Origin of the sequence: Streptomyces sp. MJM8645 (genome assembly GCF_001625365.1) — a bacterium.
GTDB lineage: Bacteria > Actinomycetota > Actinomycetes > Streptomycetales > Streptomycetaceae > Kitasatospora.
Genome location: NZ_LJJF01000001.1, coordinates 2,269,349 through 2,280,974 on the forward strand (window position 1 = coordinate 2,269,349; position 11,626 = coordinate 2,280,974).

An 11,626-nucleotide genomic window follows, 5' to 3' on the forward strand; every position below is an offset into this window, starting at 1 on the left:
CCCGTCCGCCACGTACTGTGGCGACATCGGACGGGTGACCACAGGGGGCAGGAGTGACTACCGAGTACCGCAGCGACGCGCCGTCGGAGCCCACGGGGGCGGGCGGGCGGTTGCTCGCCGTGAGCGACCTGCACATCTCCTACCAGGAGAACCGCGACCTGGTGGAGAAGATCCGGCCCACCACCCCCGACGACTGGCTGCTCGTCGCCGGAGACGTCGCCGAACTCACCACCAGCGTCGAGTGGGCGCTCGGACTGCTCGCCGAACGCTTCGCCCGCGTGGTGTGGGCCCCCGGCAACCACGAGCTGTGGACCCACCCCGAGGACCCGGTGCAGCTGCGCGGCGTGGCCCGCTACGACCACCTGGTCGACCTCTGCCGGAACCTCGGCGTGCTCACCCCCGAGGACCCGTACCCGCTCTGGCAGGGCGCCGGCGGACCGGTCCGCATCGCCCCGCTCTTCCTCCTGTACGACTACTCCTTCCGCGCGCCGGGCACGACCACCAAGGAGGAGTCCCTGGCGGCCGCCTACGAGAGCGGCATCGTCTGCGCGGACGAGCGGATGCTCCACCCGGACCCGTTCCCGGACCGCGACTCCTGGTGCCGCGAGCGCGTCCGGCTGACCGAGCAGCGGCTGGCGGCCTGCGACCCGGACGTACCGCTCGTCCTGGTCAACCACTACCCGCTGGTCCGCCACCCCACCGAGATCCTCTGGTACCCCGAGTTCGCCCAGTGGTGCGGCACCGAACTGACCGCGGACTGGCACCGCCGCTTCAACACCGCGGCGATGATCTACGGCCATCTGCACATCCCCCGCAAGACCAGCTACGACGGCGTCCCGTTCGAGGAGGTCTCGCTCGGCTACCCGCGCGAGTGGCGCAAGCGCGGGCTGCCGGAGCCGCTGCTGCGCGAGGTCTTCCCGCAGGCGTAGGTACGCGCTGCCCCGCCGCCGGACCGTCCGGCGGCGGGGCAGATCTCCGACGGATCAGGCCTCCCCCGCTTCCTCCTCCGCCTTCTCCTGCGCCTCCTCGAAGGTCGCCGACGCCTCCGGCCGGGCGAGCGTGACCACCAGGTCGCCGTCGCTCACCTCCGCGATCAGCGTGTCGCCCTCCCGCACCGTGCCGTCCAGCAGCAGGTTGGACACCCGGTTGTCCAGCTCCGACTGGATCGTCCGGCGCAGCGGCCGGGCCCCGAACTCCGGCTGGTACCCGCGGTTGACCAGCCACTCCTTGGCCGCCTCGGTGACCTCCAACTGCACGTCCTGCGCCTTGAGCCGACGCCGGCTGCGCTCCAGCAGCAGACCGACCACCGACAGCAGGTCCTTCCGGGTGAGCGCGTGGAAGACGATCACCTCGTCGATCCGGTTCAGGAACTCCGGCCGGAACTGCTGGTGCAGGTCGCGCATCAGGTCGCCACGGATCTCGTCCACGTTCCCGGCGTGGTCGAGGATGCGCTGCGAGCCGATGTTGCTGGTCATGATCACCACGGTGTTGCGGAAGTCGACCGTCCGCCCCTGGGAGTCGGTCAGCCGCCCGTCGTCCAGCACCTGGAGCAGCAGGTTGAAGACGTCCGGGTGCGCCTTCTCCACCTCGTCGAAGAGCAGCACGCTGTACGGCTTGCGGCGGACGGCCTCGGTCAGCTGCCCGGCCTCGTCGTAGCCGACGTACCCGGGCGGGGAGCCGACCAGCCGGGAGACGGTGTGCTTCTCCTGGAACTCGCTCATGTCGAAGCGGATCATCCGGTCCGGGTCGCCGAACAGCAGCGCCGCCAGCGCCTTCGCCAGCTCGGTCTTGCCCACGCCGGTCGGCCCGAGGAAGAGGAAGGAGCCGGTCGGCCGGTCCGGGTCGCCCATCCCGGCCCGGCCGCGGCGCACCGCCTGCGCGACCGCGGTGACCGCCTCGTCCTGGCCGATCACCTTCTCGTGCAGGTGCTCCTCCAGCTTGAGCAGCCGCTCCCGCTCAGTCGCGTTCAACTCCGCGACCGGGATGCCGGTCCGGGACGACAGCACCTGCGCGATGTCGTCGGCGGTCACATCGACGACCTCCTCGCGGGACTCGGCGACGGCCGCCAGCTCGTCCTCGGTCTGCCGCAGCTCGGCCTTCAGGTTGGCCGCCCGCACGAACTCCTCGTCCGCGACGGCCTCGTCCAACTCCCGCTTCAGCTTGGTGATCCGGTCCTGCACCCCGGTCGCCTCGGTCGAGCCGCTCAGGCTGCGCAACCGCACCCGGGCACCGGCCTGGTCCAGCAGGTCGATCGCCTTGTCCGGCAGGAAGCGGTCGCTGACGTACCGGTCGGACAGCGTCGCCGCCGCGTCCAGCGCCTCGTCGGTGAACCGCACCTGGTGGTGCGCCTCGTACGCGTCCCGCAGCCCCCGCAGGATCTCGATCGTCTCCTCGACGCTCGGCTCGGGCACCAGCACCGGCTGGAAGCGGCGCTCCAGCGCGGCGTCCTTCTCCACGTGCTTGCGGTACTCGTCCAGCGTCGTCGCGCCGACCACGCTCAGTTCACCGCGCGCCAGCGCCGGCTTGAGGATGTTGCCGGCGTCCATCGAACCCTCGCCGCCGGAACCCGCGCCGACCACGGTGTGCAGCTCGTCCAGGAACAGGATCACGCTCTTCTCGGCCGCCGTGACCTCGTCGATCACCTTCTTCAGCCGCTCCTCGAACTCGCCCCGGTACTTGGAGCCGGCCACCAGGGCGGTCAGGTCGAGGGTGACGACCCGCTTGTCCCGCAGGCTCTGCGGCACGTCCCCGGAGACGATCCGCTGCGCCAGCCCCTCCACGATCGCGGTCTTGCCGACGCCCGGCTCGCCGATCAGCACCGGGTTGTTCTTGGTCCGGCGGGACAGGATCTCGACGGTCTGCTCGATCTCCTCGGCCCGCCCGACCACCGGGTCCAGCCGGCCCGAGCGCGCCGCCTCGGTGAGGTCCAGCCCGTACTCGTCCAGCGTCGGCGTCTCGCTCGGGTGCGCGCCCGTGCTGCTGCGCTCCCCGCCGACACCGCGCCCCTCCAGCACCGTCTTCAACGCCTCCTGCGAGGGCGCCGCGTTGCGCAGCGCCGTCCCCGCCCCGGACCGCTCCTGGTCCAGCAGCGCGCCGAGGATGTGCTCCGGCCCGATGTACGAGGCCCCGGCCGCCTGCGAACGGGCGTGCGCCGCCAGCAGCGCACGCTTGGCCGACGGCGTCAGCGCGGGCTGCCCGTCCACCGCCGCCGGATCCCCGGACGGCAGCGACCGCTCCAGGTCACCGGCCAGCTGGTCCGGGTCGATCCCCGCCCGCTCCAGCATCCGGCGCGACGGCTCCACCCGGGTGGCCGCCCAGGCCAGGTGCCCGGTGTCGAGATCACTGATCCCGTCCTCGCCGGCCCGGTGCGCGGCCAACCCCAGCAACTCCTGCGAGGACTCGCTCAGCAACCGCCCGATCGGCACCCGCTGCACGGCGGGCGGGGAGGCCATCGGACTCATCCCGAAGAAGCGGCTGAGCAGATCGGAGAACGGATCACTCGATCCGAACGGGGGCATGGTCACGGAGGATCACCTCTCCCAAGCGGTGTGCAGCCACCCAAACACAGCCCACCCCACCCCGCCTCCCGAACCCCGGCCCCTCCCGCACGGGCGCCGGCACGCCCGTCGACGCACGCGGTCAGCTCTGGGCGGCGTCCAGCAGGTCGTCGAACGCGGCGGCCACCGCGATGGCCTTGCCGATGTCCCTGGGGGTGGCCTCCGGGTTCGGCCCGCCGTACCAGACGTTGGCCTGCACCTGGTACTTCGCGATGTAGTCGACCGCCTGGTCGGAGGCCAGGCCCGGGTAGCCGGCCGCCACGTCGTTGAACATGTGGTCGATCCACGGGGCGGCGAAGCGGATGACGTCGATGACGTAGGGCTTGAACTCGTCGCTGTAGGTCGCGCAGAACAGCACCTGATGACCGTCGTTGACGAGCGCGACCCGCAGGTCGTGGACCGTCCCGAGGCGGTTCTCCCAGTAGGGCGCCTCGATGCAGGCCTTCTCGGCGCGCTCCAGGAAGACGGCGGGCCCGGTCGGCTGGATGACCGGTGCGATCAGGGTGAACTCCGACCGGTTCACCGCCCGCAGGCCGACGCCCTCGGTCTGCTGACGGGGGCTCTGGAAGGCCTTGGCGATCTCCTCGACCGACACGTCCGGTGAGATCGGCTGGTAGGTCGACGGGTCGAAGTCGTACATCTGGATTCCTTTCGGGCGAAGCGTCAGGACGGGTCGGGAAGCACGTCGGCGGCCGAGGCCGGCTCGGCGCGGCGCTGGCCGTTCAGCTCGTGGCGCAGCACCGACGAGCGCCGGCACACCTCCTTACGGATGGTCTGGACTGCTGGAGGTGCCGGTCGAAGTCCGGCTCCGGCGGCACGAGATCGGGTGAGTACCGCACGGGGGTGAAGTCCTTCTCGGGCAGGGTCACCCGTCGTCCTCCGATGTCGATGAGTGCGGCGCGGCGGACGGGCCGCCGGCCGGGTCCGGCAGTGCGGTGAGCCAGGCGATCGCGGCGAGGCCGGGCAGGAAGCAGTACTCGCCGCCGCGCACGGTCACGAACCGGGGCAACCCGGTGAGCCGGCGCCGGACCGGGCGGGCCGGGATGGTGTGCACACCGGCGCCGCCGCTGTTGCCGACCAGCGGGTCCTGCTCGGGGCCGAGGCCGGCGAAGTCGCCGTCGTTGAGCCACACCTGCTGCACGAACTCGAACTGCCTGGACAGGCTGGCGCCCATGAAGATGAAGATGATCCCGCGCTCCACGCCGTCGTCCTCCAAGGCCCCGGCCGGCAGCAGCGGACCGTACGCCGCGCCGCGCCGCAACACCCGGTGGATGCCGGTCTCGACCACGGTGTCCGCCAGGCCGTCCCTCGGATTGGCCCGCCGGATGTGCGCGCCGCGCGGGACGAGCAGGCCCCGCGGGTCGTCGTGGTAGCGGAAGTCGTTGTTGCGCGTCGGATCGGCGCCCAGGTCCGGATCGTCGTGCTCCGGCGCCAACGCCAGCGGCGCACCGCTGCGCCAGCGGCCGACGATCTTGGCTGCGAGCAGTTCCTCGTCCTCGGGCGAGCGGGCCTGGTCCCGCAGGTACCTGCGGAACGCGGCCACGTCCGCATGCATCTGACGGAAGGCCAGGTAGCAGCCGTTGCGGCCGAGCACGTCCGGCGCGGGCCCCGCCGGCGCCGCCCCGGACTCATCCGGGTAGCCGAAGAGGAACTCGCCGGGCTGGACGGCGTCCTGGCCGGGCAGCGGCCGCTCGGCGCTGCCGAGCAGGTACGGGCTGGAGATGCCGTCCCGGAACCCGAAGTGCTCGCGCCCGGTGACTGGGGAACCGACATCGAGCCGGTAGACCAGGCTCACCCCGGCCAGCCGGCCAGCCGCCGCCACCGGCTCGTGGAGCCCCTCGGAGGCCGTCGCGATGATCACCACCCCGATGTGCACGTCGGGGCCGCCCAGCGGCGGGGGCCAGTTACCGGGGTCGCTGGCACCGAGATCTCCCAGCACCTCCTTCCGGGCGGCCATGCCGGCCCGGAACTCCGGGGAGAACGAGGCCAGCGAATCCGGCGGCACACCCAACCGGGCCAGCCCCCGGTACGTGAAGGCGACATTGAGGGTGAACGGGCGGGGCCGCTCCCAGTCCGCCGCGCTGGTGACCTCCGGCAGGACCTCGCGCAGCGACCGCTTCGCCGCGGCCGGGTCGTCGATCCGGTAGAGCAGGTAGACACCGTGGTAGACGTCCGGACGACGCCGCAGCACGGTGCCCTGGATGTCCTCCAGCTCCAACGTCGGCACCGCACCGGCGGTGGGCCCACTCACCCGCGCGGGGCGAACGGTCGGAGGGTCAGGGGCATGGCGGCCTCCTCAGCACAGTCACAAACCTGCGCACACTGTGCAATGCGGACATCGCCCACAGTGGGAGTTCACACAGCGTGTCGAGCCGGCGATCTCACGCCGGAACCACCAGGCAGATCACAGCCGCGGGAAGGATTCCGGCCGCCGACACTCGAAGGCCGTGGAGTCGGCCGCCCTGGAGGCTCCAGCCGCAGGAGCTGCGGCGTGACGTGTTCTCGATGTTCTTCGATCTCGGCGCGGACCCGCGGCGCACTGAGGCCCCACTAGACGATGTGGACCCGCTCAAGGACTCCATCCTTGTCCCGAAGGAGCAACTCCTTGCCCTCAGCCATCTGCTGGGCGAGGAAGCCGTAGACCTGGACCGACCGGTTGATCGCATCGGTCTTGGAAAGTCCAGTAGCCAAGGTGAGGTCAGCCAGCGCTCGAACGGCTGCACCAATCAACGTGATGCTGAACCGCTCACTCGGCGCCCCTGCACTCTTTGAGTCGGTCACTGTTACAGCCTCTCTGTTACTGAGCGTGCACACCTGACGTGCCTAACGTGCTCCAGCATCTCATGAAGCATCGATGGTGAACCAGATCAACACCAGATTGGTGCACTGTCGGTGTCTTTGGTTACAGTGTGAGCGCTGCCTCCCCGCCGACTACGGCCGGCGGGGAGGCGCGTTAGATCACTGACACGAAAGGAATCCGATGGCCACGACGGTCCATCCAGTTCTAGGCGTCAACCACTCCGGGGCTCCCTAGCCCGGACTGCTACCGCCTGGGACTTGCGATTGAGGATGCGGCAGCCTGTCAGGAGATCGCCGATCTCTAGCTGAGGCATCCCAAGAAGGACTCCCAGTGACAAACACCGATCCCGCGATGTACGGCGACTCCACCCTCATCGCTCCGTCAGCGAGCGCTGAGGTCAAGATCTGGACGAGCCAGGAGCGTCCCGTTTCGGCCGAGATGCCCAGCGATGGAGCATCAGTCGAGATCAAGCTCTCGCCGGACATCCACGGACGGATGCAGGTGCCTGCCCTCAGCGCCAGTCAGCTGATCGAGATGATCGGTTACACGGTCATCCCGACCGGAGGGGCGCTGCTCATGGTTCGGGAGAGTCACGACGTGATGCCCTGGTGGGCAACCCTCGTGCTGACCCTGACCATCGTCGTCGTGCCCGGTGTTAACCGGATCATGTCGCGTAGCAGGACCGCCACGCGGCGCAGGAAGGTCTGAGCCCTCCGCCCGCGCCTATGTAGCCAAGGAACGGTGCCACCCAGCGGGTTTCTCTCAGAAGAGACCCGCTTCACCGCTTCAAGATCTGGGTGAGAGGTGTCAATGAGAACCAGCAGGTTGGACTTGATCAAGCGGATCGGGAAGGTGAAGCCTGCCCGTAGGCGGACTGGTCAAGCTCTGCATCGGCCCATTCTCTTGCTGTGGGCTATTTCCCAAGCTGTGCACGGGCAGCCCCGTGAGCAACCATGGTCCGCAGTGAAGTCCGCCGTTGCACCGCTCCTAACCGCGTTCGCAGATGCGCCAGACGGAGAACGGGCCGTGGTGTACCCCTTCTGGGCACTGCAAAGAAATGGTCTTTGGCAGGTGGCGGAAGCTGCCGAACTCCCACTAACGAGTGACCGGCGCCGCCCCAAGACTTCCGCCCTTGACGCGGCAAACCCCCTTGCCGGACTGTCTGAGGAGGACTACGACCAACTGGTCGAGGATCCGGAGCTGGCTGCATGGGCCATCGCCACGTTGCTACTTCGCTTCTTTACGCCGGCACCAGCCGGCCTGTTGGAAGCTCTCTCACTCACGGAGTTGATGGAAGGGCGCATCGACTCGTCTCTCCACCCGACCGCGGGTGAGCCGCATTCGAACCGAGACGTCATCGCAGACGCCTACGGCGGCAACCGCGTCCTCGGTATCACCCCGCTCGCTGATGGCGTCCTCACCGTTTACTCGGACGACAAGGGGCCCTACGCGGACCAGCGAATCCCTGGGATGGACTGGATCGCCTACACCGGCGACGGCTTGTCGGGCGATCAAATGCTTGCTGGCGGAAATAGATCCATGGCTGAATATCAGGATCAGCAAACGGCGTTGCGTTATTGGCACAAGCCGCACCGCGGACACTGGACCTTTGAAACCTGGGCGGTGATCGTCCAGCGGCGGCTGCGGTGGGGTCGCGGACAGGATGGCGAACCTCGCCGGGAGTTCGTGTGGGTTCTTGCCCCCGTCCCGTCGCCTCTGCGTGAAACGTGGACTGCGGAGGTCGTCGACGCTCTCAACGAGGATGACGGGTGGCTTCATGACGATTCCCTTGACGTACCCGCTGTGTCCGCGGCCCCGGATCGAGAAGAAAGCCCGACCGAGAGCCGTAACAGGTACCGAAAGCTGAATGAGGCGGCCCATCGAACCACCGCTAGCCGATCCCGCCGGTCGAAGCTCACACAGGTCGAGCGCTACCTTCGCTCACCGGCCGCCCGGCAGGCCGTAATCCTTCGCAGCGACGGTCAGTGCGAAAACCCCGCATGTCTCGGGCACCCGTCAGAACTCACAGACGCTGGCTTGCCCATACTGGAGGTCGACCACGTCAATGACCTCGGGCGTGGCGGCCAAGACACTCCAGAGACGATGATCGCGCTGTGTCCGAACTGCCATGCACTCAAGACACGCGGGTCCAACCGGCACAGCCTCCGAAAAGAGCTCCTTGTGGTGGCAGGCTCCCGGCACCAGGCGTTTCTTGAGTGACCTAAGAACTTCACCGGCGTAGCGAACATGCCGCGTTTGAACGTCTGTAGGTGACGAGGGTGGCGTCGATGTCCAGGACCAGTCCGGGCAGTTCACGTCCGCCCGCCTTCGGGGCCGGGATGCCATGGCCGGTCTCGTCGGCCTGCAGCCGGGCGACCTCCCGGGCAGCGCACCGAGTGCCGGCGGGTCGATGTCGGCCAGCAATCACCGGGTGGTCGGAGCAGAGGGGACCGGGCCGAAGACGTCGGGCTGGTCGAGTAGGAGGGCCAGGTCGGCGATCGCCTCGCCGCCGTCGGCGAGCGCGGGGTGGTCAGCCGATTGCTGGCCGATCTCGCCGAGGCCACCGGCCCCGCACACGCCTTCGTCGACGCAGCGCCGCCACCGCGAAGGAGTCGCGCCGGGTGCTCCGCTCGGCGCTGAGCGCCGCGTGGCAGGACGAGCTGATCGTGCGGAACGTCTCGACGCTCGTCCCGCCGCCCCGGGGGACGAGCCGTGAGATCAAGCCGTGGACGCTCGACCAGACGCTCACCTTCCTCTCGGCCGCCCGCACCGATCCGCTCTGCGCCGCCTTCGTGTTGGCCATCGCGCTCGGCATGCGGCGCGGGGAGATCGTCGCTCTACGTTGGTCGTGGGTGAATCTGGAGAACCGCGTTCTGTGGGTGGGCCGCCAGCTCCAGCGGGTCGGCGGCAAGCTGTACGAGGACACCACCAAGAGCAGTAAGCGCCGACCCGTCCCGCTCCCCCGAATCTGCGCGTCGGCCTTGCGCTGGCACCGGATGCGGCAGGACGAGGCCCGGCGCGCGGCCGACCGGGTACGTCTTCACCACCCGCACCAGCCGGCCGATCGAGCCGACCAACCTATACCGCTCATTCGTCCGGGTGTCCAAGGCCGCCGAGGTCCCGGCCATCCGGCTGCACAACACCCGGCACGGGTGCGCGACGCTGCTCGTCGCCTGCGGGGTACCGCCGCGGGTGGTGATGGAGATCCTCGGCAACATGGACCGGCTGCTCAAGCGGCGCCACTGATGTCAGTCTGAGATGTCAAATGCCCCGGATCATGATCGGTCCGGGGCATTTGGGCTGGTGGGCGCGGACGGTTTCGAACCGCCGACATCTGCTTTGTAAGAGCAGCGCTCTACCACTGAGCTACGCGCCCCCTGTCGTGGCCCGGTGGGGGCACGACGACTGCCTAGGGTACCTGGTCCCGGGGGGTGCTGTGGTGCGGGTGGTCGGGGAGTGGGACGGGTGGGGGTGCCGGTGGGGTGGGGTGATCGGGAAGAATGGGGGTGGATCAGCGGGTCGGAGCAGGGAGCGCGCAGTGACGGTGGCCGGCGGGAGCGGGCGGGGGTGGCGTCGGGCGGGGAGTGCGCTGGCCGACGCACTGGTGGTGCCGGTGGTGCTGGCGGGTGCGCTGGGTGCGCTGGGGCTGGCCTCGGCCGGGACGGGCGGCTGGTGGGGTCGGCGCGGCGGGGAGGGTGTGCGGGCGGACGCCAAGGCGGCCCGGGACGCCGCGCAGGAGGCGTTCTACGAGCTGGACTCGACGCAGCGCGAGGTGCAGTTGGCGGTGGAGACCGTCCGGGCGGCCGAGGACGAGGCGACGGCCCGCCGGGCGCTGGCGGACCTGGCGGGGATCACCGGCCGGGTGGACCAGGTCACCGTGAACTACCTGGGCGCGCTGGACGCGTACAACCTGGACGACGAGGCGTTGGACGCCGGCGCCGCGGCGCGGGCCCGGCGCCAGCTGGAGGACGTGAAGGGGCAGCTCGGCTCGGCCCGGGCGGAGCTGAACGACTTCCTCCAGCGGCTGCAGCCGGCCCTCCAGCGCGCCGAGCAGCAGCTGATGCGGGTCACCCCGGCGGTGGAGCAGGCGAAGCGCGCGCTGCTCCAGGCGAGCAACGCGCTGGACGCGGTGCGCGGCGCCGGGCTGCGGGCGGACGACCTGGCGGCCCGGCTGGCCGAACTGGCGCCGGAGCTCGGGCTGCTGAACGAGGGGCCGGCCCGGCACGGGGTGGCGCCGACGCTGCGGCGCGCGGACGACGTGCGGCAGCGCGCCGAGGCGATCGCGACCGACGCCGGTCAACTGCCGGAGCGGGCACGGGAGATCGACCGGCGGGTGGCGAGCCTGCGGACCCGGATCCAGGCGCTGGAGACCAAGGCGGAGACGGTCGAGCCGGCGCTGAGCGAACTGCGCCGCCGGTTCAGCTCGGCCTGCTGGCAGGACCTCCAGCGGGTGTCGGAGCAGGTCGCGGAGACCGGGCGGGCGGCGGAGCGCAAGCTCGCCGAGGCCGCCCGGGCCCGGGACGAGCAGCGCTGGGCGGACGCGACGGGCGCGATCGGTACGGTGCGCGCGCTGCTGGACACCGCGGACGGGTCGGTGGTCGCGGTGAACGAGCGGCTGCGGCAGCTGAACGAGGTGCAGCACGACCCACACCGGGAGGTGGAGCGGGCCCGGTTCGCCCTGCGCGACGCGCAGCGGCTGGCGATGACGGGCCGCAGCGCGCCGGACCCGCGGCACGCCGCCCCGCTGGACGAGGCGGTGGCGCGGCTGGACCGGGCCGTGGCCACCCTGGAGGCGGCCGGCCGGCACCCCGACTACTGGCACTTCCTGACCGAGCTGGCGGGCGTGCGGGAGACGGCGGCGCAGGTGATCGGGCTGATCCGCGGCGATCTGGGCGGGCACCGGTAGCACCGGCCGAGCAGGAAACGGGCAGCGCCCACCGGTAGGGCCCGCCGGTAGGACCCACCAGCAGGACGCCAACAGGGCACCGACAGGACGTCGGCAGGGCTCCGCCTGGGTACCCTGCCGGTATGCCACGCTACGACTTCCGCTGCCGCTCCTGCGGCGCCACCTTCGAACTCCGCCGCCCGATGGCGCAGGCCGGCGCCCCCGCCGTCTGCCCGCAGGGCCACGAGGACACCGTGAAGCTGCTGTCCGCCGTCGCCGTCACCGGCTCCGCTTCGGGCGGCGCCCCGCGCCAGGCCCCCTCCGGCAACGGTGGTGGCGGAGGGGGCTGTTGCGGCGGCGGCTGCTGCGGCTGACCGCTGCCGC

The 11,626-nt window shown here is 70.4% G+C and carries 10 protein-coding genes, 1 tRNA gene and 1 pseudogene; 6 read left to right on the top strand and 6 right to left on the bottom strand.

What is annotated here, in order from left to right; all coding sequences use genetic code 11:
• Positions 1 to 53: 53 nt before the first annotated feature.
• Positions 54 to 929: a metallophosphoesterase gene (locus tag A6F73_RS09710; RefSeq protein WP_063347425.1), complete on the top strand. Its 876-nt coding sequence runs from the start codon at positions 54 to 56 to the stop codon at positions 927 to 929.
• Positions 930 to 983: 54 nt separating this feature from the next.
• On the opposite strand, the gene A6F73_RS09715 is transcribed toward A6F73_RS09710, so the two are convergent.
• The 4 genes from A6F73_RS09715 to A6F73_RS09730 form a co-directional block, all read right to left on the bottom strand.
• Positions 984 to 3,524 (bottom strand): ATP-dependent Clp protease ATP-binding subunit, encoded by a 2,541-nt coding sequence (locus A6F73_RS09715; protein ID WP_063347426.1) that lies wholly within the window; start codon positions 3,522 to 3,524, stop codon positions 984 to 986.
• A 115-nt stretch (positions 3,525 to 3,639) separates the two neighbouring features.
• Positions 3,640 to 4,197, bottom strand: coding sequence for a hypothetical protein (locus tag A6F73_RS09720; protein ID WP_063347427.1), 558 nt, complete (start codon positions 4,195 to 4,197; stop codon positions 3,640 to 3,642).
• A 225-nt stretch (positions 4,198 to 4,422) separates the two neighbouring features.
• Positions 4,423 to 5,808: a Dyp-type peroxidase gene (locus A6F73_RS09725; RefSeq protein WP_063347428.1), complete on the bottom strand. Its 1,386-nt coding sequence runs from the start codon at positions 5,806 to 5,808 to the stop codon at positions 4,423 to 4,425.
• 299 nt (positions 5,809 to 6,107) lie between these two features.
• Complete coding sequence (locus tag A6F73_RS09730) at positions 6,108 to 6,338, bottom strand: hypothetical protein (protein ID WP_063347429.1); 231 nt, start codon at positions 6,336 to 6,338, stop codon at positions 6,108 to 6,110.
• A 349-nt stretch (positions 6,339 to 6,687) separates the two neighbouring features.
• On the opposite strand from A6F73_RS09730, the gene A6F73_RS09735 reads away from it, so the two are divergent.
• On the top strand, positions 6,688 to 7,065 hold the full coding sequence (locus A6F73_RS09735) for a hypothetical protein (protein ID WP_159398415.1): 378 nt from the start codon (positions 6,688 to 6,690) through the stop codon (positions 7,063 to 7,065).
• Positions 7,066 to 7,320: 255 nt separating this feature from the next.
• Complete coding sequence (locus A6F73_RS39205) at positions 7,321 to 8,577, top strand: HNH endonuclease signature motif containing protein (RefSeq protein WP_159398416.1); 1,257 nt, start codon at positions 7,321 to 7,323, stop codon at positions 8,575 to 8,577.
• A gap of 204 nt (positions 8,578 to 8,781) precedes the next feature.
• On the opposite strand, the gene A6F73_RS43005 is transcribed toward A6F73_RS39205, so the two are convergent.
• On the bottom strand, positions 8,782 to 8,934 hold the full coding sequence (locus A6F73_RS43005; RefSeq protein WP_244293752.1) for a hypothetical protein: 153 nt from the start codon (positions 8,932 to 8,934) through the stop codon (positions 8,782 to 8,784).
• Here A6F73_RS43005 and A6F73_RS39210 point away from each other — a divergent pair.
• A pseudogene (locus A6F73_RS39210) lies at positions 8,934 to 9,570 on the top strand (site-specific integrase); the annotation flags it as partial. The gene A6F73_RS43005 and the pseudogene A6F73_RS39210 sit on opposite strands and share 1 nt — an antisense overlap.
• Positions 9,571 to 9,658: 88 nt before the next feature.
• Here the strand turns inward: A6F73_RS39210 and A6F73_RS09740 are convergent.
• Positions 9,659 to 9,733, bottom strand: a tRNA-Val gene (locus A6F73_RS09740).
• A gap of 162 nt (positions 9,734 to 9,895) precedes the next feature.
• On the opposite strand from A6F73_RS09740, the gene A6F73_RS09745 reads away from it, so the two are divergent.
• Together A6F73_RS09745 and A6F73_RS09750 are read left to right on the top strand one after the other, a co-directional pair.
• Positions 9,896 to 11,263, top strand: coding sequence for a hypothetical protein (locus A6F73_RS09745; protein ID WP_107452856.1), 1,368 nt, complete (start codon positions 9,896 to 9,898; stop codon positions 11,261 to 11,263).
• Positions 11,264 to 11,385: 122 nt separating this feature from the next.
• The gene (locus A6F73_RS09750) at positions 11,386 to 11,616 is read left to right on the top strand and encodes a zinc ribbon domain-containing protein (RefSeq protein ID WP_063347431.1); all 231 of its coding nucleotides are present in this window, start codon (positions 11,386 to 11,388) and stop codon (positions 11,614 to 11,616) included.
• Positions 11,617 to 11,626 lie beyond the last annotated feature (10 nt).

What these genes read in the sequence shown, in the direction of transcription:
- A6F73_RS09720 (WP_063347427.1), bottom strand. Translation starts at nt 4,197, where the DNA reads ATGTACGACTTCGACCCGTCGACCTACCAGCCGATCTCACCGGACGTG.
- A6F73_RS09750 (WP_063347431.1), top strand. Translation starts at nt 11,386, where the DNA reads ATGCCACGCTACGACTTCCGCTGCCGCTCCTGCGGCGCCACCTTCGAA.